Source organism: Pseudomonas sp. LBUM1666 (genome assembly GCF_059695775.1).
The window spans coordinates 665,142-687,442 of record NZ_CP166789.1 but is presented as its reverse complement, the minus strand read 5'-3'; the positions used below and the strand labels follow the sequence as shown (position 1 = coordinate 687,442).

General features: G+C 58.5%; 14 protein-coding genes. 12 read left to right on the top strand and 2 right to left on the bottom strand.

From position 1 onward, the window contains the following. Positions 1-22: 22 nt before the first annotated feature. The 12 genes from ACA056_RS02965 to ACA056_RS02910 all read left to right on the top strand — a co-directional run bounded on the left by ACA056_RS02965 (position 23) and on the right by ACA056_RS02910 (position 14,822). Positions 23-1,762 (top strand): protein-disulfide reductase DsbD, encoded by a 1,740-nt coding sequence (locus tag ACA056_RS02965; RefSeq protein WP_497270382.1) that lies wholly within the window; start codon positions 23-25, stop codon positions 1,760-1,762. 131 nt (positions 1,763-1,893) lie between these two features. After that, on the top strand, positions 1,894-2,349 hold the full coding sequence (gene aroQ, locus ACA056_RS02960; RefSeq protein ID WP_008031265.1) for a type II 3-dehydroquinate dehydratase: 456 nt from the start codon (positions 1,894-1,896) through the stop codon (positions 2,347-2,349). A 24-nt stretch (positions 2,350-2,373) separates the two neighbouring features. Continuing rightward, entirely contained in the window at positions 2,374-2,835 is a 462-nt protein-coding gene (gene accB / locus ACA056_RS02955; protein ID WP_054044024.1) for an acetyl-CoA carboxylase biotin carboxyl carrier protein, read from the top strand. A gap of 17 nt (positions 2,836-2,852) precedes the next feature. Then, complete coding sequence (gene accC / locus ACA056_RS02950; RefSeq protein WP_008153754.1) at positions 2,853-4,211, top strand: acetyl-CoA carboxylase biotin carboxylase subunit; 1,359 nt, start codon at positions 2,853-2,855, stop codon at positions 4,209-4,211. Positions 4,212-4,512: 301 nt separating this feature from the next. Next, positions 4,513-5,391, top strand: a complete 879-nt coding sequence (gene prmA, locus ACA056_RS02945) for a 50S ribosomal protein L11 methyltransferase (RefSeq protein WP_497270379.1) — start codon at positions 4,513-4,515, stop codon at positions 5,389-5,391. A gap of 30 nt (positions 5,392-5,421) precedes the next feature. Then, complete coding sequence (locus ACA056_RS02940) at positions 5,422-6,630, top strand: DUF3426 domain-containing protein (protein WP_497270377.1); 1,209 nt, start codon at positions 5,422-5,424, stop codon at positions 6,628-6,630. Between the two features lie 185 nt (positions 6,631-6,815). After that, a complete protein-coding gene (dusB, locus tag ACA056_RS02935) occupies positions 6,816-7,826 on the top strand; it encodes a tRNA dihydrouridine synthase DusB (RefSeq protein WP_008153758.1) in 1,011 nt (336 codons plus the stop codon). Further along, positions 7,823-8,143 (top strand): DNA-binding transcriptional regulator Fis, encoded by a 321-nt coding sequence (gene fis / locus ACA056_RS02930; RefSeq protein WP_007907419.1) that lies wholly within the window; start codon positions 7,823-7,825, stop codon positions 8,141-8,143. Before dusB ends, fis begins: the two co-directional genes overlap by 4 nt. A gap of 81 nt (positions 8,144-8,224) precedes the next feature. Then, positions 8,225-9,832: a bifunctional phosphoribosylaminoimidazolecarboxamide formyltransferase/IMP cyclohydrolase gene (purH, locus tag ACA056_RS02925; RefSeq protein ID WP_497270374.1), complete on the top strand. Its 1,608-nt coding sequence runs from the start codon at positions 8,225-8,227 to the stop codon at positions 9,830-9,832. Between the two features lie 156 nt (positions 9,833-9,988). Beyond that, positions 9,989-11,284: a phosphoribosylamine--glycine ligase gene (gene purD, locus ACA056_RS02920; RefSeq protein ID WP_497270372.1), complete on the top strand. Its 1,296-nt coding sequence runs from the start codon at positions 9,989-9,991 to the stop codon at positions 11,282-11,284. Between the two features lie 99 nt (positions 11,285-11,383). Next, the gene (locus ACA056_RS02915; RefSeq protein ID WP_497270370.1) at positions 11,384-14,161 is read left to right on the top strand and encodes a hybrid sensor histidine kinase/response regulator; all 2,778 of its coding nucleotides are present in this window, start codon (positions 11,384-11,386) and stop codon (positions 14,159-14,161) included. A 64-nt stretch (positions 14,162-14,225) separates the two neighbouring features. After that, positions 14,226-14,822 carry a MarC family protein gene (locus tag ACA056_RS02910; RefSeq protein ID WP_223432860.1) on the top strand — a complete coding sequence of 199 codons (597 nt, stop codon included), beginning with the start codon at positions 14,226-14,228 and terminating at the stop codon, positions 14,820-14,822. Positions 14,823-14,954: 132 nt separating this feature from the next. Here ACA056_RS02910 and ACA056_RS02905 read toward each other — a convergent pair whose 3' ends face one another. Both ACA056_RS02905 and ACA056_RS02900 read right to left on the bottom strand, forming a co-directional pair. Further along, the gene (locus ACA056_RS02905) at positions 14,955-18,515 is read right to left on the bottom strand and encodes a TcdA/TcdB pore-forming domain-containing protein (RefSeq protein ID WP_497270368.1); all 3,561 of its coding nucleotides are present in this window, start codon (positions 18,513-18,515) and stop codon (positions 14,955-14,957) included. Further along, positions 18,472-22,035: a TcdA/TcdB catalytic glycosyltransferase domain-containing protein gene (locus ACA056_RS02900; RefSeq protein ID WP_497270366.1), complete on the bottom strand. Its 3,564-nt coding sequence runs from the start codon at positions 22,033-22,035 to the stop codon at positions 18,472-18,474. Before ACA056_RS02900 ends, ACA056_RS02905 begins: the two co-directional genes overlap by 44 nt. Positions 22,036-22,301: the final 266 nt, after the last annotated feature.

Genomic DNA, 22,301 nt, shown 5'->3' with positions numbered 1-22,301 from the left:
ACTTTCGATACGCGAGATTGTCATGCGCCGTTTGCTCTGCCTGTTGTTTTTAGTGCTCGCCCTGCCGGCCACCGCCGCCGGCTTGCTGGACAGTCGGCCCAGTTCGACGTTGGGCTCGATCAACAACAGCGCCGACTTTCTGCCGGTACGCGAAGCCTTTCAGCTGAGCCTGGTAGAAAGCACACCGCAATCGGTCAAACTGCGTTTCGTCGCCACCGAGGGCTACTACCTCTATCGCCATCGCTTTCAGTTTCGCGCTGATCCGGCCGATGTTGGCCTGGGCGCCGCGCAACTGCCCAAGGGCGAACAGAAGCACGATGAGTATTTCGGCGATGTCGAGGTCTACCACGGGGTTCTCGATGTAGAACTGCCGCGCACCGATCAACGCGCCTTCACCTTGGTGGTTACATACCAGGGTTGCGCCGACAAAGGCTTGTGCTATCCACCCGAAACAGAGCGCCTGAGTATTGATGGCAGCGCAGGCGCGACCCCGACCTGGAGCTGGCGCGAACTGGCGCTGTTCTTCCTCGCAGGCATAGGCCTGACGTTCACACCGTGCGTGCTGCCGATGCTGCCGATCCTGTCCGGCGTAGTGTTGCGTGGTCAGGTGGGTGGTTTGCGCGGCTTCAATCTGTCCCTCGCTTATGTGCTGCCAATGGCCGCCTGCTTCGCCCTGCTCGGGGCGTTGATGGGGATGTTCGGCGCACAACTCAATCTTCAGGCGCGGCTGCAATCGGCTTGGGTGCTGGTGCCGTTCGCGATGTTTTTTGTGCTGTTTGCCTTGGCGATGTTTGGCGTCTTCGAACTCAAGCTGCCTCACGCCATCAGCAGTCGGCTGGATCGGATCGCCGGTCGCACCGAGGGTGGTTCGTTGTGGGGCGCCGCCGTACTGGGCGTGGTTTCCAGCCTGTTGGTGTCGCCCTGTGTCTCGGCGCCGCTGGCCGGCGCGCTGCTGTACATCAGCGCCAGCGGCGATGCATTGGGCGGTGGTCTGAAATTGTTCATGCTCGGCCTTGGCATGGGCGCCCCGCTGTTGCTGGTCGCCACTGGTGGCGCCGCCTGGCTGCCGAAAAGCGGCCCCTGGCTGATCTATGTGAAAAACGCGATTGGCGTTTTGTTGCTGGGGCTGGCGATCGGTTTGCTCAGTCGAGTACTGCCGGGCCAGATCACGTTGCTGCTGATCGGCTTGCTGGCCGGTGGCGTCGGGTTGTTCATGGGTGCGCTGGAGTTCGTCTACAAGCCGCCGAGAAAACGCCTGGGTCAGTTGCTGGGGATGTTCCTGCTGTTCTACGCGCTGGCGTGTTGGTACGGAGCATTCAGCGGCCAGACCGACCTGCTCAATCCGATTGGCCAGCCGCGCACGGTTGCCGGCAACGAGCAACCGCAAAACACCAGCGCCTGGCAAACCATCAATACCCCGGCAGACCTGGACCGCGTCCTCGCCGAAGCCAAATCTTCAGGCACCCCGCTGCTGCTCGACTGGTACGCCGACTGGTGCATCAGTTGCAAAGTCATCGAACATAAGGTGCTCAACGACGCCAAGGTCGTCGAACGCCTCAAAGGCTATCGACTGATCCGCTTCGACATCACCGCCAGCAACGCCGAGCAACGCGCCCTGCTCGACCGCTACCAACTGTTCGGCCCGCCAGCGCTGATGTTTTTCGGCAAGGACGGCGTCGAACACGCCGATGTGCGAGTGATCGGCGAGATCAACGCCACCGACTTCGCCGAACGTGTTGCGAAAGCAAATGACCGGATTTAATAACCCGGTCACATATTTCGCGCAAACATCGGCCATCGTGCTGGCTATTGCATAGAACTGGACAGTCACAAAGGCTTTGCGGCATAGTCGCCGGGTTCTGACAATTGCACACAGATCACAAGGAACAGCAGATGGCGACGCTACTGGTTCTGCACGGACCCAACCTGAACATGCTCGGCACCCGTGAACCGGGCACCTACGGCGCTACGACACTGGCGCAGATCAACCAGGACCTGGAACGCCGTGCCCGTGAAGCCGGCCACCATTTGCTGCACCTGCAAAGCAACGCCGAGTACGAATTGATCGACCGCATCCACGCTGCCCGCAGCGAAGGTGTGGACTTCATTCTGATCAACCCAGCAGCTTTTACGCACACAAGTGTCGCATTACGTGACGCGCTGCTGGCGGTGAGCATCCCATTCATCGAAGTGCATTTGTCTAACGTGCACAAACGCGAACCTTTCCGCCATCACTCTTACTTCTCCGACGTAGCGGTGGGAGTGATCTGCGGCCTTGGCGCCAGCGGTTATCGACTGGCCCTGGAGGCTGCCCTGGAACAGCTTGAACAACAAGCTATACGCCCCTGACCGACCCTTGGGAGTTGATGATTCATGGATATCCGTAAAGTTAAGAAACTGATCGAACTGCTGGAAGAGTCCGGCATCGACGAGCTCGAGATCAAGGAAGGCGAAGAGTCCGTACGCATCAGCCGTCACAGCAAGACCCCGGCTCAGCAGTACTACGCACCGGCTCCAATGCATGCTCCGGCGCCTGCGCCTGTCGCTGCTGCCCCGGTTGCTGCCGCCGCACCTGCTGCTCCGGCCGCGCCAGTGCTGAACGGCACCGTTGCCCGTTCGCCTATGGTCGGCACCTTCTATCGCAAATCTTCGCCATCCTCGCCGTCCTTCGTTGAAGTCGGCCAGACCGTGAAGAAAGGCGACACCCTGTGCATCGTCGAAGCCATGAAGATGATGAACCACATCGAAGCTGAAACCAGCGGTGTGATCGAATCTATCCTCGTCGAAGACGGCCAGCCGGTTGAGTACGACCAACCGCTGTTCACCATCGTTTGAACCGCGGAGAGACTTTGATGACTGCGAAGTTGGAAAAAGTTCTGATCGCCAACCGCGGTGAGATCGCCCTGCGGATCCTGCGCGCCTGCAAAGAGATGGGCATCAAGACTGTCGCCGTTTACTCCAAGGCCGACAAAGAGCTGATGCACCTGGGCCTGGCAGACGAATCCGTCTGCATCGGTCCGGCCTCTGCCGCCCACTCTTACCTGCACATTCCGGCCATCATCGCCGCGGCTGAAGTGACCGGCGCCACCGCCATTCACCCAGGCTACGGTTTCCTTGCGGAAAACGCTGATTTCGCTGAACAGGTCGAGAACTCCGGCTTCGCGTTCATTGGCCCGAAAGCCGACACCATTCGCCTGATGGGCGACAAGGTATCGGCCAAGCACGCCATGATCGCTGCTGGCGTTCCAACCGTTCCGGGTTCCGACGGCCCGTTGCCTGAAGACGAAGAAACCGCTCTGCGCATCGGTCGCGAAGTCGGTTACCCGGTGATCATCAAAGCCGCTGGCGGCGGCGGTGGTCGCGGCATGCGCGTTGTGCATAAAGAAGAAGACCTGATCTCCTTCGCCAAACTGACCCGCACCGAAGCAGGCGCGGCGTTCGGCAACCCGATGGTCTATCTGGAAAAATTCCTGACCAACCCACGTCACGTGGAAGTTCAGGTACTTTCCGACGGCCAGGGCCACGCCATCCATCTGGGCGACCGCGATTGCTCGCTGCAACGTCGTCACCAGAAGGTTCTCGAAGAAGCGCCGGCACCGGGCATCGACGAGAAGGCACGGGCTGAAGTCCTCGCACGCTGCGTCAAGGCTTGCATCGACATCAACTACCGTGGCGCGGGTACTTTCGAGTTCCTGTACGAGAACGGCGCGTTCTATTTCATCGAAATGAACACCCGCGTTCAGGTTGAGCACCCGGTTTCGGAAATGGTCACCGGCATCGACATCGTCAAGGAGATGCTCAGCATCGCCGCTGGCAACAAGTTGTCGTACACCCAGGAAGACGTGGTTATCCGCGGTCATGCACTGGAATGCCGGATCAACGCCGAAGACCCGAAAACCTTCATGCCGAGCCCAGGCACGGTCAAGCATTTCCACGCACCAGGCGGCAACGGCGTTCGCGTCGATTCGCACCTGTACAGTGGCTATGCCGTTCCGCCGAACTACGATTCGTTGATTGGCAAGCTGATCACCTACGGCGCAACCCGTGACGAAGCCCTGGCGCGCATGCGCAATGCGCTGGACGAAATCGTTGTCGACGGGATCAAGACCAACATCCCGCTGCACCGCGATCTGGTCCGTGATGAAGGCTTCTGCAAAGGTGGAATCAACATCCACTACCTGGAACACAAGCTGGCTGGCGAAAAGCATTAAGCTGTGATCCATACCAACAAAGCCGCTTTCGAGCGGCTTTGTTGTTTCTGGAGATTTCATCAGGCAACACACATCCCCTGTGGGAGCGAGCTTGCTCGCGATGAGGCCATCACATTCAAAATTAATGTTGTCTGTCATGCCGCCATCGCGAGCAAGCTCGCTCCCACAGGTTCGGTGTCATTCAGGAACTGCGCGGTGAATGCAGTTCAAGCGGCTCCCACAAAAGCCCCGCGCTCGCGTAAACTTGCGCGCTTCTCGCAGCCCGCTAGGCTGCAATCAATATTTTTCAAAGGTGCCCGCCATGCCTTGGCTGCAAGTCCGTCTCGCCATCAGCCCAGAACAAGCCGAAACCTACGAAGACGCTTTCCTTGAAGTGGGCGCCGTATCGGTGACTTTCATGGACGCCGAAGATCAACCGATCTTCGAGCCGGAACTCAACACCACGCCGCTGTGGTCGCACACGCACCTGCTGGCCCTGTTCGAAGGTGGCACCGAAGCCGCCACCGTACTGGCCCACCTTGAGTTGCTGACCGGCAACCCGCTGCCCGAGCATCACAGCGAAGTCATCGAAGACCAGGACTGGGAACGTAGCTGGATGGACGGTTTCCAGCCGATGCGTTTCGGCCAGCGCCTGTGGATCGTTCCAAGCTGGCACGCCGCGCCAGAGCCTGACGCCGTGAACTTGCTGCTGGATCCGGGCCTGGCGTTCGGCACCGGCACACACCCGACTACCGCGCTGTGCCTGGAATGGCTCGACGGCCAGGACCTGAAAGACTGCAACGTATTGGACTTCGGTTGCGGCTCGGGGATTCTGGCCATCGCCGCCCTGCTGCTGGGCGCCAAGGAAGCCGTCGGTACCGATATCGACGTGCAAGCCCTGGAAGCCTCCCGCGATAACGCCGGGCGCAACAATATTGCCGAAGCAGTCTTCCCGCTGTATCTGCCGGAAGATCTGCCGCAGGTTCAGGCCGACGTGCTGGTGGCCAACATTCTTGCCGGCCCGCTGGTTTCCCTGGCGCCGCAATTGTCCAGTCTGGTCAAATCCGGTGGTCGTTTGGCGCTGTCAGGCATCCTCGCCGAGCAAGGTGAAGAAGTCGCCAAGGCTTACGCCCAGGACTTTCATCTGGACCCGATCGCCAATCGCGATGGCTGGGTGCGCATCACTGGCCGTCGGCGCTAGAATGAGCGCCTGCATAAACCGGATCGCCGCATGACCGACAGCTTCGTCACTCAGTGCCCGCATTGCCAAACCAGCTTCCGTGTCAGCCATGCTCAATTGAGCGTGGCCCGCGGAGTGGTTCGTTGCGGCTCGTGCTTGCAGGTGTTCAACGCCGCCAAGCAGCTGCTTGAACAACGTGCCGACAAAGACGCGATCACGCCGGCTGCCCCGGCCATCGTCGAACCGCCGGAGCCGCGAGCCATCAGCCAAAAGCAATGGACCGCCGCCGAGCTGGATCTGGACAGCCTGGACCTGGACGAAGAGCTCGCCCGCCTCGAACAACGGGAGATCCAGCCGACCACGGAATTCGGCCGACAGCGCGAAGACAACCTGAGTGCCAGCCGGGATACCGTCGAGCACGAAGAAGCGTCGTGGCCCGACAGCCTGTTCAGCGAATCAGCCGCCGATCGTGCGCAGACCGCAGAGACCGACTTGCCAGAGCTGGAACTCGATCCGAGCAAATACTCGCGCACCGAACCTTCGCTGTCCCTGGAACCGGTGGAGCCGGACGACGAGTCTCTGCCGCCACAGCTGCGCCTGCACGACCCACTCGACGCACCGATGCATCACGAGCGCCTGTCGGCAACCGACGACATCGACGACGATCTGCCCTCGATCGAACCTGTGCGCAAAAAGCGTGAGCCGGCTGTCCGCGCCGAAGCCCTGCAAGACCTGACCGATGACCCACTGCAACTGGACTGGAAAAAGCGCCGTTCACCCTGGGGTCGCCGATTTTTCTGGCTGCTGCTGGTCCTGCTCGGCGCCGCTGCGCTCGCCGGTCAGTACATTGCCTACCATTTCGACGAGCTGGCGCGCCAGGACCAGTACCGTCCGTGGTTCCAGCAGCTGTGCCCGCAAATCGGCTGCACCGTGCCATCCAAAGTCGACATCGCCAAAATCAAAAGCAGCAATCTGGTGGTTCGCAGTCACCCGGACTTCAACGGTGCACTGGTGGTCGACGCGATCATCTACAACCGCGCGCCCTTCTCCCAGCCTTTCCCGCTGCTGGAGTTGCGTTTTGCCGACCTCAACGGCCACCTGATCGCCAGCCGTCGCTTCAAACCCGGCGAGTACCTCAACGGCGATCTCGAAGGGATGGCGGAAATGCCTCCGCAAACGCCGATCCACATCGCACTGGATATCCTCGATCCAGGCTCCAAAGCGGTGAATTACAGCCTGAGCTTCCATTCGCCCGAGTGAAACGGTTCAGTGTTACGGCTTTGACGGCATATTTCTGACTTCGGCCGCTCACACCAAACCACTGGCGATAACAGAATAACTGTTCAGATTTTGTTCAATTCAGCCTTTATCCAGTCATCGAGAGCGGGTATCATGCCAACCCTTTTTCGAACTCCCATGATCCGGCCCCACAACAGGGAAGTCCTATGTCGGCGGTACGCATCGGTCCTTACACATTGCACAACGGCTTGATTCTCGCCCCGATGGCGGGGGTCACAGACCAACCCTTTCGTCAGCTGTGCAAGCGACTGGGCGCAGGACTTGTAGTCTCGGAAATGGTCACCAGCGACATGAGCTTGTGGAACACCCGCAAATCGCGGATGCGCATGATCCACGAAGGTGATCCCGAGCCCCGCTCGGTGCAGATCGCCGGTGGTGATGCACAGATGCTGGCGGATGCGGCCCGGGCCAACGTCGAACTGGGCGCACAGATTATTGATATCAACATGGGCTGTCCGGCGAAAAAGGTCTGCAACAAGGCCGCCGGGTCCGCGCTGTTGAAGGATGAAGCATTGGTGACCGAGATCCTGCAGGCCGTAGTGGCTGCGGTTGATGTGCCGGTGACCCTGAAGATCCGCACCGGCTGGGACCGGGACAACAAGAACGGCCTGACCGTGGCGAAGATCGCCGAGCAGGCAGGCATTACGGCGTTGGCGGTCCATGGCCGCACCCGTGCCGATCTGTACACCGGCGAAGCCGAGTACGACACCATCGCCGCGATCAAGCAGGCCGTGTCGATTCCGGTCTTTGCCAATGGCGATATCGATTCGCCAGAGAAGGCCCGGTACGTGCTCGATGCGACCGGTGCCGATGGCCTGCTGGTAGGCCGGGCCGCCCAGGGGCGGCCATGGATTTTTCGTGAGATCGATCATTTTCTGCGTACCGGCGAGAAACTCCCGGCACTGGAGCTGATCGAGGTGGAACGCATTCTGCTAGAGCATCTGGCTGCGCTGCACGTCTTCTATGGAGACGTCATGGGCGTACGCATTGCTCGAAAGCATGTGGGCTGGTATCTCGCAACCTTGCCGGGCGCCAGGGAGTTTCGCGCCCACTTCAATCGTTTGGAAGATACGGAAGCACAATGCGCCAACGTTCAGGGCTTCTTCGCCGAACGTTACAAGAGCCTGACAGGGGACGGAGACGAGGTGGCCGCATGACGATGATGACCGAGACTTTAGTGAGTGGAACAACACCCGTGAGCGACAACGTGAATTTGAAACAGCACCTCAATACGCCTAGCGAAGAAGGTCAGACCCTTCGCGGGAGTGTCGAGAAGGCGCTGCACAATTATTTCGCCCACCTTGAAGGCGCTGCCGTCACGGATGTGTACAACCTGGTGCTCTCCGAAGTCGAGGCTCCCCTGCTCGAGTGCGTGATGAACTACGTCAAGGGCAACCAGACCAAGGCCAGCGAGCTGCTCGGGCTGAACCGAGGCACGCTGCGCAAGAAACTCAAGCAGTACGATTTGCTGTAAGCATTCAATCAAACCAGAAAGGCGCCCACGTAAAAACGGTCGCCTTTTTTGCTGACTCCTTTGCTTTTGATGGAAATTGAAATGACCGACCAGACTACCCGCCTGCCGATCCGCCGCGCCTTGATCAGCGTTTCCGACAAGACCGGGATCCTCGAATTCGCCAAAGAGCTTGAAGCCCTGGGCGTCGAGATCCTCTCCACCGGCGGAACGTTCAAGCTGCTGCGCGACAACGGTGTTGCCGCAGTGGAAGTCGCGGATTACACCGGTTTCGCAGAAATGATGGACGGTCGGGTGAAAACCCTGCACCCGAAAATCCACGGCGGGATCCTCGGTCGCCGCGGTATCGACGACGCCATCATGAATGAGCACGGCATCAAGCCGATCGACCTGGTAGCGGTCAACCTGTACCCGTTCGAAGCCACCATCAACAAGCCAGGCTGCGACCTGCCGACCGCCATCGAGAACATCGATATCGGCGGCCCGACCATGGTTCGTTCGGCTGCAAAAAACCACAAAGACGTGGCCATCGTGGTGAATGCCAGCGACTACGCCAATGTCCTTGAAAGCCTCAAGGCCGGCGGCTTGACCTACGCTCAGCGTTTCGACCTGATGCTCAAGGCCTTCGAACACACCGCCGCCTATGACGGCATGATCGCCAACTACATGGGCACCGTGAACCAGGCGGCTGACACCCTCTCGACCTCCGGTCGCAGCGAGTTCCCGCGCACTTTCAACAGCCAGTTCGTCAAGGCTCAGGAAATGCGCTACGGCGAGAACCCGCACCAGAGCGCGGCGTTCTACGTGGAAACCAAGCCTGCCGAAGTTGGTATCGCCACCGCGACCCAACTGCAAGGCAAAGAGCTGTCGTACAACAACGTGGCCGACACCGACGCCGCGCTGGAATGCGTGAAGAGCTTCGTCAAACCGGCCTGCGTGATCGTCAAGCACGCCAACCCGTGCGGCGTGGCCGTCAGCCCGGACGCCGAAGGCGGCATCCGTCAGGCTTACGAACTGGCCTACGCCACCGACACCGAGTCGGCGTTCGGCGGCATCATCGCCTTCAACCGCGAGCTGGATGCTGAAACGGCCAAGGCCATCGTCGAGCGTCAGTTCGTCGAAGTGATCATCGCCCCGTCTGTCAGCGAAGAAGCTCGCGCCATCGTCGCGGCAAAAGCCAACGTGCGCCTGCTGGCCTGCGGCGAGTGGTCGGCTGATCGCGCCGCTGCCTGGGACTACAAACGTGTCAACGGTGGCCTGCTGGTACAGAGCCGCGATATCGGCATGATCGGCGCCGACGACCTGAAAGTCGTGACCAAACGCGCGCCGACCGAACAAGAAATCCACGACCTGATCTTCGCCTGGAAAGTCGCCAAATACGTTAAGTCCAACGCCATCGTCTACGCCAAGAACCGTCAGACCATCGGTGTCGGCGCTGGCCAGATGAGCCGTGTGAACTCCGCGCGTATTGCTGCGATCAAGGCTGAACACGCTGGTTTGCAAGTGCAAGGTGCGGTCATGGCATCGGATGCCTTCTTCCCGTTCCGCGACGGTATCGACAACGCGGCCAAGGTCGGTATCACTGCGGTGATCCAGCCAGGCGGCTCGATGCGTGATAACGAAGTGATTGCAGCAGCCGACGAGGCCGGCATCGCGATGGTCTTTACTGGCATGCGCCACTTCCGTCACTGATACACCGATCCCCTGTGGGAGCGAGCTTGCTCGCGATAGCGCCCTTTCAGACACATTGATGCTGGATGTGCCGCCGCCATCGCGAGCAAGCTCGCTCCCACAGTAAGAGCACCCCAGCGGTGTTATCAAGAATTAGCGTCATCCGAGGTTTTTGAAATGAATGTTTTGATCATTGGCAGCGGTGGCCGTGAACACGCCCTGGCCTGGAAAGTGGCTCAGGATCCGCGCGTGCAGAAAGTTTTCGTGGCACCCGGTAACGCCGGCACCGCCATCGAAGCCAAGTGCGAGAACGTCGCTATCGATGTGCTGGCACTTGAACAGCTTGCAGACTTCGCCGAGAAGAATGTTTCCCTGACCATCGTCGGCCCGGAAGTGCCACTGGTCGCCGGCGTCGTCGATCTGTTCCGCTCCCGTGGCCTGGACTGCTTCGGTCCAACCGCTGGCGCTGCTCAGCTGGAAGGTTCGAAAGCCTTCACTAAGGATTTCCTGGCGCGCCACAAGATCCCGACGGCCGACTACCAGAACTTCACCGAGATCGAGCCAGCCCTGGCTTATCTGCGTGAAAAAGGCGCACCGATCGTGATCAAGGCCGATGGCCTGGCCGCCGGTAAAGGCGTGATCGTTGCCATGACGCTAACCGAAGCCGAAGACGCCGTGCGCGACATGCTGGCTGGCAACGCCTTCGGCGACGCAGGCTCGCGCGTAGTGATCGAAGAGTTCCTGGATGGCGAAGAAGCCAGCTTCATCGTCATGGTCGACGGCAAAAATGTGCTGCCGATGGCCACCAGCCAGGACCACAAACGCGTCGGCGACGGCGATACCGGTCCGAACACTGGCGGCATGGGTGCCTATTCCCCTGCACCGGTGGTTACCAGCGATGTGCACAAGCGCGTCATGGATCTGGTGATCTGGCCAACCGTGCGCGGCATGGCCGAGGAAGGCAACGTTTACACGGGTTTCCTGTACGCCGGCCTGATGATCGACAAGGCTGGTAACCCAAAAGTCATCGAATTCAACTGCCGTTTCGGCGACCCTGAGACCCAACCGGTGATGCTGCGTTTGCAGTCGAGCCTGGTGTTGCTGGTCGAAGCGGCGCTGGCGCAAGCCCTGGACAAGGTCGAAGCACAATGGGATCCGCGTCCGAGCGTCGGCATCGTGCTGGCGGCGGGCGGCTACCCTGGTGACTATGCCAAAGGTGTTGCCATCAACGGCCTCGATGCAGCCGCGGCACTGGAAGGCAAAGTCTTCCACGCAGGTACTGCACTCAAGGACGGTCAAGTGGTGACGGCCGGTGGCCGGGTACTCTGCGCCACGGCAATGGGTGCCAGCGTCGATGCCGCCCAGCAGCAGGCTTACAAGCTGGCGGCCAAAATTGACTGGGAAGGCTGTTTCTATCGCAAGGACATTGGCTACCGTGCCATTGCCCGCGAGCGTGGCGAAAATCAGGAATAAGAGCGCCATTTGGCCAGGCAAGGGCTTCGGGCCCTTGCCTGACTATTCCGGCGCCGCGCATAGTTATATTCTGGCATCAACCTACGAAGGGATTTCGCCGTGCGCTGGCTCAGGATTGCCATAGGTTTCACCGTCACTCTGCTGACCTTGCTCTGCATGCTCCCGGCCCAGGCCGCGCAAGGCAGTGGCTGGGCGGTATTGCTCGACGAACAGGGCGACCTGCAACTCAGCGACATCCGTTCCGCTCGCTACACCAATCAATTCAGCCCCATTGAACTCGACCGCCTCACCGCCGCCGAGCCCGATGGCGCGTTATGGCTGCGTTTCAGACTCGCGCCCGGCAAGCATGAACAGTTGCTGCGGGTGTTCGCTCCCGACCTGTCGCACCTCAATCTCTATGTGCTGGACGGCGACACGCTGATCGAGCAACTGAACACCGGCACCGGCCAGCCCCAGGCTGAACGGCCATTGCCCAGCAGCGACTTCATGTTGCCGCTGCCACAAAACGAAAAACCTCTCGACGTTTACCTGCGACTGGTCTCCGACCATCAGTTGAGGCCTTACATCACCCTGCAGTCGGCGATCATGACCGCAGCCAATCAGAATCAGACGCTGATCTACGGATTGTTGTTCGGCTGTATCGCAATGCTGATCCTGCACAACCTCATTCGTTATGCCTACACTCGTTCACGCAGTAGTCTCTGGCTGGCAGGCTGCGAAGGGCTGTTGATGCTCAGCCTGGTCCTGCTGCTGAACGTGGCCGGTCCGTGGCTGCCGGACTGGCACGCGGCCCAGACACCGGGCGCTTACCTCGCCCTTCTGCTGACGGCGCCCTGCGGTCTGATGTTCGCCTACCGGTTCTTCGCCCCGCTCGGCCCGCACCCGCTGAACAAGTTGCTGCTGGGCGACATTATCTTCATCACTGTCTGCGGCCTGCTGCTGTTGTTCGTCAACACCCTGCCGCTGAACATCATCACTTACGCCCTGGTCGCCCTCGCGGGCCTGACCATGTTGTTCGTCAGCGCCTATCACTGGCAGAAAGGCTATCGCCCGGCGCGTCTTTTCGTGGCGGCAATGGTGGTGTTCAACGCCGGTACGCTGATTATCCTGCCCGCCCTGCTGGGGCTGACCCTGGTGGAGCCTCAAGGCCTGATCACCACGTTGCTGGTGTTCATCTGCATCAGTGGCCTGTTGATGAGCATTGCCTTGAGCGAACGTCAGCGCAGCATCACCGAAGACCGTTTCAGCGTCAGCCGCGACCTGGCCGCCAGCAACGCCGAGATCAACGCCAAGGCCGAATTCCTGGCAAAAATCAGCCACGAAATCCGCACCCCAATGAATGGCGTGCTGGGCATGACCGAGCTGCTGCTGGGCACGCCGCTCTCGGTCAAGCAGCGCGACTATGTACAGACCATCCACAGTGCCGGCAACGAACTGCTGACACTGATCAACGAGATTCTCGACATCTCCAAGCTCGAATCCGGGCAGATCGAACTGGACGATGTGCAGTTCGACCTCAACGCGTTGATCGAAGACTGCCTGAGCATCTTCCGCGCCAAGGCCGAACAGCAGAACGTCGAGCTGATCAGCTTTATCCAGCCGCAAGTGCCACGCGTCATCAGCGGTGACCCGACGCGTCTGCGTCAGACCCTGCTAAGCCTGCTGGAAAACGCCCTGAAGAAAACCGACGAAGGCGAAATCCTGATCGTCGTCGCGCTCGATGAGCGCAGTGCCAAACCGCGCTTGCGCATTGCCGTGCAGGACAGCGGTGAGCCGATGGACGCCGAAGAGCGCGATGCATTGATGCACGCCGAACTGCACAGCAAGCATTTCCTCTCGGCCACCCGTTTGGGAGGCAACCTGGGGCTGGTGATCGCCCGTCAGCTGATTCGCTTGATGCAAGGTGAGTTCGGGGTCAAGAGCGGCGCCAACCAGGGCAGCACCTTGTGGCTGACCCTGCCGCTGGACCCTGACCGCCTCGAACACCCGACGTCTGACCTTGATGGCCCCCTGCAGGGTGCACGGGTATTGGTGGTGGACGATAACGACACGTGTCGCAAAGTGCTGGTGCAACAGTGCACCGCCTGGGGCCTGAATGTCAGTGCCGTAGCGTCCGGCAAGGAAGCGCTGGCGCTGCTGCGGACCAAGGCTCACTTGCGCGATTACTTCGACGTGGTCCTGCTGGACCAGAACATGCCCGGCATGACCGGCATGCAACTGGCGGCCAAGATCAAGGAAGACCCGAGCCTGAACCACGACATCCTGCTGATCATGCTCACCGGCATCAGCAATGCGCCCAGCAAGATCATCGCGCGCAATTCCGGGATCAAACGCATCCTCGCCAAACCGGTGGCCGGTTACACGCTCAAGACGACGTTGGCCGACGAACTGAACCAGCGAAACAAGGGCCTTTCCATCTCGCAGCACCTGCCCACCGGTCCTACCTTACCGGTGAAGGTACCAAGCGATTTCCGCATTCTCGTGGCCGAAGACAACAGCATCTCGACCAAGGTGATTCGCGGCATGCTAGGCAAGCTCAACCTGCAACCGGATACCGCCAGCAATGGCGAAGAAGCCTTGCAGGCGATGAAAGCCCAGCGTTATGACCTGGTCCTGATGGACTGCGAAATGCCGATCCTCGATGGCTTCTCCGCGACTCAACAATTGCGTGCATGGGAAGTCGGCAACCAGCGGACTCGCACCCCCGTGGTGGCGTTGACGGCGCACATCCTTGCCGAGCACAAAGAGCGCGCGCGTCAGGCCGGCATGGACGGGCACATGGCCAAACCGGTCGAGCTGTCGCAACTGCGCGACCTGATCGAGCATTGGGTGGCCCAGCGCGACCAGCAGATCCGCGCAGCGACTCAAACGTCCTGAGCCGACAGACCCCGCAGCGCCTGATAGACTCCCCCTCGACTTCCCTCGCCAGTGAGCTTGTACCATGCTCCACGTGTTGTTCAGCGTTTACCTGAAGATGCTGGTGCTCTACAGCCCGTTCTTCGTATTGTCCTGCTTCATCAGTTTGACCCGCGGTTATTCGCGCAAGGAACAACGTCGACTGGCCTGGAAAGTGGCGACAGCCACGCTGGTCTCCAGCGTCTTGCTGTACCTGTTCGGGCGGGTGATTTTCAGTGTCTTCGGCATCACCGTGGACGCGTTCCGCATCGGCGCCGGCAGTGTGTTGTTTATCTCGGCGCTGGGCATGGCTCAGGGCAAGTCGGCGGTGCAAACCGACAACGTGCAGCAGGACGTGACCATCGTTCCGCTGACCATTCCCCTGACGGTCGGCCCCGGCACCATCGGCGCCTTGCTGGTGATGGGCGTGAGTCAGCCTCATTGGGACGACAAACTCATGGCCATTCTCAGTATTGCCCTGGCCAGTTTTACGGTCGGCGTAGTGCTTTATCTGTCCAACCGCATCGAGCGGATTCTCGGTGACCAGGGCTTGCAGATCGTCAGCCGGTTGATGGGGTTGTTCGTCTGCGCATTGGCGGCGCAGATCATCTTTACCGGGGTGAAGGGCTATCTGGTTCCGTGACGCCCACCTTTGTCATTAGCGCGGCAAGCTGCCTGTCCTCGCTTCGATGGCCAGTGCCTGCACTAACTCATCAAAAAAGCCGACAGCCACTGACACATCGAACAGGTTCAACGTGTCAGTGGCTGTCAGAACTCAACCTTCTATTTTTTCAACTATTGCGGTGGGCAAAATGTCTTTGAGTAACACACTGTTTGTACTGCCCTTCCTGGCCAGGGCACTCACCAGTGTTGACACCGCGAAGGACTGATAGCCGCTCATCGTCAGAAATACGTTCCGTTGCAAAACGACATCGGTCGAGAATACGTCGCGAAAGATCAAACTGTGTCCACTGTCCACATCCACAACCACCAAGTGCTCGTCGACCCGGCTCGCCCACAACTGATCCGCAACCACGATATCCCAGATCAGTTTTCCCGGAACCGAGGGCGAGTGGTCGAGCGAATGGCGGCAATCGACAATGACCGATTCAAGTTTCAACCACGCGGCTCTGGTAAGCCGACAGGTCGTTGAACCTTGACCCAGTTTGAGCACCAGGATGCTGACATCATCGGCAATCAACGGGAGCAGGTCCGTACGCGTTTTCGACCCCTCGACCACCAGTACTTCGGCGTTTCGCTGGACATAGTCGAGCGGTCCGACCCTGTTGTTTTGCGGATAGGTGTGCAAAAAACCATCCCTGCGGTCATGCAGCATCACATTGGTTTGATGCCGGGTGCCGACGAGCGTGGATTGCGCAGCAATAGCGGTCTTCGGAATGCGGATCAACCGTCCGGTCCGGACCACGTACCATTGTTGGTAGACAGGGTCTTGGACGGACAGAAAATCGGCGCATCGATGTTCGTTCGCCAGCGCCGCCAGGCCCTCACTCAATTCTCCTTCCAGTGCAGCGACCCAACGGCTGTTAACGCCCGTAATCCGTACCGGTTCGTTGTGTTGTAAATCCACCTCCACACCTTCCAGCGTCGTGGCCCTCAGGCCAGAGCCTTCCACTGTTACGTCGCTAAAGGTCCAGCTCGCCCATTCCTGCGTCGGGGCTGGCAATGCCTCAGCCAGTAACAGTTTCGTTCCCTGGGCAAATGCCGTGCTCAAGTGGTCTGGATCGATAAAACCCTGACGGACAATCTTGCCGGTTGAAAGATCAAACAGCCAGGTGGCCTGATTGTCTGGAGTAATACTCAGCAACCGTACTTCTTTGCCGTGCCCCATTTCAGCGAGCAGCAGCCGACCACCCAAGTACCAGGCGCACAAACCGCCCTTGAAACCGGCCAAACCCAGGATGGCAAAACTCGGCACCGGGTATTGCAACGCAACCGTTTCCAGCGCCGACCACCACTGGGTTTTGCCCTTGAACCAGTGCTCGGTCAGCCCGCCGAGTCTCAGATTCCCGTCCGGCATAATGTTAAAGAACAAACCAGAATCGGTCAGGACAAGATAGTCCCGCTCAACGGCGACAACATTTTTCAGCCCCGGGGGGGAGATGTTGCTGGACGACCATTGTGCGCGACCATCCACCATCGACCTTTGCTGACACATGAGGCGTTGGTGAAGTTTGTCGTAGGTAACGAACACTTCGCCTTCGACACCGGCGGGAGCAATGAGCACAAGATCATTCAAGGCCTTGATCGAGTCTGCCCATCCCCGCGCATGGTGACGCCTGGCAGGTGCACGAATAATCAACCCGTCACTGCTGCGCACCCAAACCAGATCCCGCCACTTTGCATCGATCTGCCAACAAATCGAAACCAGTGCACCGGGACGCCAGTTAACTTTATTGGCGGACTCTGCCAGCAAGTGATAGTCGCCCAGTACCTGCTTCCAGTCCGTCAGCGTGTCAGCCTCCAAAACAGCCTGCAACGCAGGATCCTGACCGCGGGTGATCGAGCTGAGCAACACAGCCCGGTCATGGATCACATAGGTCAGTTCATCGCGCTGGCCGTCCTTCCCAGTGAGCTGCTGCACGATCTGAATGCCGCCATTGGTCACAGCCTCGAAGCGGACAATCGCCAGGCGATCTCTAATAAGCAAACGATAGTGCTGAACCAGCGTCCCGGTGATCGCATCGACCTGCCAGACATCGAAACTCTCGGGGTGATAGAAGTAAGCCGAACCCTCCAACACCGCGCCCAATATCACCTCATCGGACACCAGGACATTCGGGTCGCGGATGTACAGAAAACGATCCTGTGCCGAGTCGTAATACGCGACTACCGTCCTGGGTTCGTCCGGTTTTTCAAACGGCACCACAAAGGCATGAACCGGGGTATAAGGCATGGCCAGACGATGTTCACGGGCCAGTGACTTGAAATGATCCAGCAGCGCTTGTTCCCCGAGCGCCGGATCGGCGTCTTCTTCGACCACCTCCAGCCGACGGGCAACAAGATCAACGCGCATGATTTTGTTACCCGCCAGCTTGAGCAACACATCGTGTACGCCACCACCAATGAACGTCATATCCAACGTGCTTGAAACAAGGCGACCCGCCGGTTCTATCCGGACATCTGCCTCATTCAGCCAGGGAGCTAACAGCAACCAACGCATTGCGGTGTGGCCCGGTGCGTCCAGCTCGATGCTCACACCCGGATTGAGCAGCACGGAACATTGCGCACCTGCACCTTCAATCCTGTAGGTGATCAGGCCATGCCACATTTTTGGCAGAGCAGACACCACCAGCGAGCGCTCGACGTTATCGAGACGAACATTGAACTTCGTGGGTTTATAGGCCGGGTTCAGTTTGTGGACGACGTACTCACCGGGAAACGAGTAAAACGAAAACAGGAACTGCCATTGCCCCTGTTGATTCTTTTTCTCCAGGCGTCGCGCCGTATCGAACCCATGGGCATGACGAAACGTGACAAAGGGCAGCAACTTGTATTCATAGCCGTACCAGGTCTTGGGTGTGCAAGGCAGAACGATCGTCTGCCCGGCCTGCGGCGAGAAACGCGCCGAGTCCGGTAAACCCAGGCCCTGGCGAATATTGGTGGCAGATGCGTAGTTCACATCGAAATCCGGAACCCCGAAATGATCCCGAAGCGGGAACAGTTTCGGACTGTCGAAATGGACGGTGGCCGCGCGCAAATCCACGTCGGCGAAGACCGCCAAGGGATGCGCAAACCAGGCATTCGACGCCTTGTCCAGATGATAGCCGCCTTGCAGATAAGCCTCTTCCACCCCTTCAAAAAACAGGCCGACCTCTTTGGCCTCCTCGGCAATGGTGGCAAAGCCTTCGGCCAGCGCAGCAACGCCCACTGCCAGCCCACCCAGAATCACCCCGGCGCCGCCGAGCACCGCGGCCACTGTACCCGCACCAACCAGTGCCGCACCCAGACCGGCGGCGCCCAACACCGCACTCGCGGAATCGAACGCCAACTGCGTTCCAAACTGCGCCTTCTCAATGTCGTTGGTGGCATGGCTCAACTGGTAAATATCAAACCCGACATTCACCAACCCCAACACCGTGCCGACGCCTTCATTGGCAATATGCCCCAAGGCCTTTTGCACTAGCGGTGCGCTGGTGCGGGCGATCAGTTTTTCATCGTTCAGTGCCTGGCGGACCAGTTTGATCACACCAATAACATCCACCACGTTGCCATGAGCCAGTTGGGCATAGTTCACATAGGCATGCAGGCGAATGGCCGTGGTCAGCGCATTGTCACCACCGCTTGCCGCAAGTTCGTGATGACGTAGCGCGTTCATCAAGGCTTGTACAGTGAACCCGGCATTGAGCGTATGAACGCTGCCGGCGTCCGGCGTCCGTCGGATCAGGCGGATTGACCGCCGCACGCGGGCGGCCGGCCAATGAGTGGAAAGTTTCAGAGAGGAAGTTTTTAATCCTCAGGAACCGGTGATCATCGGTCGTCACACGCACAATGGTCTTTGCGGAATCGGTGTCGACCAGACTGATTTTGTACTCCCCTGTCGGGGTTATCTCCAGTGTCTCGAACAACACAACAGAATCCGACGCCAGCCCGTGTTGCTCCTGCAACTGCCGAGTCGCCTGCGCGATCTGCCCACTCCACCAGTGCGCGTCCAGTTCCAGCAATGAACTGCCCAGCACCGCATTGTTGACCAGTGATCGCCCACGCGCACTGGCCACGCGTTGCCGAACCCTGGACAGCGCTTGTTCAGGCAAAGGACCTGGCTCGGACAGGCTTGATACCTCACTGCCGGAGGCAAGCACGATCTTGTTCAGTTTGGCGCCATCGAGCTCGATCAGATCAAAGGTCGGCCGTTGCGCATCGCCAAAGGCTGCGTAATGCATGGCCATTTGTTTACGCAGAAAAAAATGCGTCAACGCGTCGTTGAACGCCAACGACGTAACAAACTCGAAGACCCCGAAATTCGGGTCGTAGAGCAAATAAATGCTGTGCTCGCCTTCGAAGATTTTCGCCACCAGCATCGAGTGGTTGTCCGAATTGAGCATCACGGTCGTATTGGCCGCTTTTGCTTCCAGAAGCGCTACGACCTGAGTCAGATCAGAGCGCATCAATGGCTTGCCTATGTCATTGACAGGTGCGTCACGCAACTCCTCGATCATGCTCACAAACGCCTTTGAATCCCCAGCCTCAGGCTCGGTGACGGCCAGGTAAAAACGTTCTCTCAAGGTGTTTGCGGCACTGCTGCCTTTGTGGAGCGCTGCCGCCAGAGCCAGCGCCAGTGGGTAACAGCGTCCGGCAACCCGATCACCTGCGCCTTCGAGCAACAAGTCCTGTGGCACCATTTTGAAACTGCCGTGATCGAAGCTCTCCAGCACCTCCCCGATTCGTTCGCCGATCCGGTCGCGGTATTCGAGCTTCGCCACGTGCTGAATTCTGGCGACCCAATGACCCCATTCAACCAGGGTCAGTGGGCGTTCGAGTGCCTGTTTCTTGAGTTCGACACTGGTTTCGGACAAGGCTACGGGCGGGTTGGAAGCACCCGTCAACCCGGCAAGGAAAGCCGGACGCCTTTGCTTGAACAGCTCCCGTTCAATGGCCCCGTAACGGTGGATGACCCCAAACTCCGACATCGTATTGGCAAGGTTTTCAAGCGTTGCACTGGCGGCATCGAAATGCTGGTTATCCAGGGCATTGACCCCCAATAGCCCACCCAGCAACAGACGTTGCAGCGGGTTTAGTTTTACGGTGAGCAATGGGTCTTTGGTGACCTGGCTCAGCAGCTCATCCACCGTCAGGTTTTGTGTCGCTGCGTCCGGCAGGGATGCCGGAGGACGGATGCTGGCATCCTGAGCAATGATCGCTTGCCGATCATCGAAGCTCAGGGACAACGGCTTTTCAAACGTCACGCTGCCGTTGTGGCGCTGACTCATCGCCTGGCGAAACGGCTCACCGAGATCATCGGCCAGTTGCTGCAACAGGTCGGTGATCAACACATGACGACCTTCGATCACCGGCCAGCCTTCTTCGAAATCAATGCTCTGGTACTTGAGCAACTGTGCCATGTTGCCTGTGTAACGAGCTTTCAGCACCCCGTCGGTCCAGCGCTGCTTTTCTGCGTTGAGCCAGGTATCAAGGTCTTCGGCATTTTCTTTCCAGGAATGATCTCTTTCCTCTTCCGTAACGTTGTTAAACCCAGCGTGCGCTTTCACAGTCTCTCTAAACGCCTTGGCTGCCTGAGGTGTCAGGGTTTTGCTCTCGAAGTCCAACAGACCGGCACGCACAGCCCCCGGCCCCGTCAAGAATATCGAGCCCTCAGCCTGGGGACGAATGCCGTCACTGAAATAATCAGCGATCCCCATGCACAGGCTACTGGCACGATAATCATCTTCGTTAGCTTGTTGATCGACGATATCGAATTCCTCCCTGAGTACTTCCTCTGTCAGTTCATAAATGGCACTTCTATCGTAGAATTTGACTCCTCGTTTGTTGGCCTGGAGTTCAACTGCCAGCAGTACACGCAGGTGGATTTCAAAGCGCTCGATAATGGCTTCCAGCGCAGCTGACCCGGGATGGCTAACAATCAGCGCATTGGACTCGCGGCCCTCAATCATCGCTAATCGCAAACTGTTGGGTCGAACAGAGTAATCCTCGAGCGGAACAAACACCTGCTCTAACGCTGGCGAACTTTTGGCAAACCGCTCCAGGGCATCTCGATGCGCCGCAGGTATTCGCCCGGTGTAGTCGGTATAGCGACTGCGCAGAGTCTGCCGGCTCGGCATCCAATGAGGATTGTGGTCAAGCAACAGCTGCAAAACGCCGAGTCGTGCATCGAACTCTTGTTTGTTAATTTCAATACCCGCCAGTTCCTGAGCAAGCGGCGGCAAGAAATCCACGTCGTTATAGATCCCGCCTTCGCCATGTTCCACTAGCACCCGCATAATATCCGAGGCCGTTGCAAGGTTGCCGCGCAAAGACATTTCACGGTTATAGAAATCTCCCAATCGAGAGAAGGCCGGAAGTTCATGAACATCGCGCAATCGAATGTGCTCGTCATTGAGGCCGGTCATGACTTGAACGTTTTTATTGCGCAAAGCGCGCAGGTTTTTTTCCTCCTGACCGTAACCGCGAACCAGCAAGTCCATTCGCGCCTCATCGGCACTCTTGCCAAGTGCGATTGCCCGATTGATGTGTTCGTACATCTGGCGCTTCAACGCCGTGGCTCGCTCTTCATAGAGATCGGCCAACTCGTGGCCGGAGGTAACACCCTGCCCTTCGCCAGACAACACATCAGCCTTGGCCGCCTCGACGATGATTCGGTTGGTTTCATGAACCAGTAGTCCATCGCTGTCATACCAGACATTCAGCTCGTAGCCTTCTTTGGCCATGACCTGATTCCAGACATGAATATAATCGCGCTGAATCTCCCCGAGGCCTCCCCCCAGCCAGATGAAGTGGAGTTTTTTGGGCACTTGCACTGCCGTCGACATGATCTGCGAGACATATCTGTTCAAACGCCCTTGAAACGATTCGACCCGGTTGTAGATCTCCGTCAGATCGGGTACCTGGTTGGCATCGGGACTGACCGACAATTCCAACTCAGAGGCGCGCCGACGACGTATTTCAGACCCGGGCAACGCTGCCAGGGCGTCCTTGAGTAACCCAATCGGCTCCAGTTGCCGTTCAGGCTTGAGCGTTTCAATACACGCAAAGTAATACCGAATAATCGCCTCATATTCTGGTGTTTTATTGAAGTCCTGCAGTGCCTCCTCAAGTTCAACCAGTTTAAAAAGACCGACAAGTTCCTTGAAGCCTGCCGCCTTGCCATCCACATAGCTCATAACGCGCCACCACTTTCTCAATCAAATAAGTTTAATAAGGAAATATCCACACGCGAAGCGGCACGTCCGACAGATAAATTCGGACATTATTTCAACTTCGTAATTAAATGTGAAAAACACTCGAGAAAAAACCAAAGACTATTGAGAAAACAACAAACACCCAATAGGGACAGCCCTCTCCAGACCGAAAAAACACTAATGGATAACAACCACAACTTCAACCACACACTTAAGCAATTAATTAATTACACTTAACCCACAGATCA

What these genes read in the sequence shown, in the direction of transcription:
- purH (WP_497270374.1), top strand. Translation starts at nt 8,225, where the DNA reads ATGACCGACCAGACTACCCGCCTGCCGATCCGCCGCGCCTTGATCAGC.
- accB (WP_054044024.1), top strand. Translation starts at nt 2,374, where the DNA reads ATGGATATCCGTAAAGTTAAGAAACTGATCGAACTGCTGGAAGAGTCC.
- fis (WP_007907419.1), top strand. Translation starts at nt 7,823, where the DNA reads ATGACGATGATGACCGAGACTTTAGTGAGTGGAACAACACCCGTGAGC.
- ACA056_RS02965 (WP_497270382.1), top strand. Translation starts at nt 23, where the DNA reads ATGCGCCGTTTGCTCTGCCTGTTGTTTTTAGTGCTCGCCCTGCCGGCC.
- aroQ (WP_008031265.1), top strand. Translation starts at nt 1,894, where the DNA reads ATGGCGACGCTACTGGTTCTGCACGGACCCAACCTGAACATGCTCGGC.
- purD (WP_497270372.1), top strand. Translation starts at nt 9,989, where the DNA reads ATGAATGTTTTGATCATTGGCAGCGGTGGCCGTGAACACGCCCTGGCC.
- prmA (WP_497270379.1), top strand. Translation starts at nt 4,513, where the DNA reads ATGCCTTGGCTGCAAGTCCGTCTCGCCATCAGCCCAGAACAAGCCGAA.
- ACA056_RS02910 (WP_223432860.1), top strand. Translation starts at nt 14,226, where the DNA reads ATGCTCCACGTGTTGTTCAGCGTTTACCTGAAGATGCTGGTGCTCTAC.
- accC (WP_008153754.1), top strand. Translation starts at nt 2,853, where the DNA reads ATGACTGCGAAGTTGGAAAAAGTTCTGATCGCCAACCGCGGTGAGATC.
- ACA056_RS02905 (WP_497270368.1), bottom strand. Translation starts at nt 18,515, where the DNA reads ATGAACGCGCTACGTCATCACGAACTTGCGGCAAGCGGTGGTGACAAT.
- dusB (WP_008153758.1), top strand. Translation starts at nt 6,816, where the DNA reads ATGTCGGCGGTACGCATCGGTCCTTACACATTGCACAACGGCTTGATT.
- ACA056_RS02900 (WP_497270366.1), bottom strand. Translation starts at nt 22,035, where the DNA reads ATGAGCTATGTGGATGGCAAGGCGGCAGGCTTCAAGGAACTTGTCGGT.
- ACA056_RS02940 (WP_497270377.1), top strand. Translation starts at nt 5,422, where the DNA reads ATGACCGACAGCTTCGTCACTCAGTGCCCGCATTGCCAAACCAGCTTC.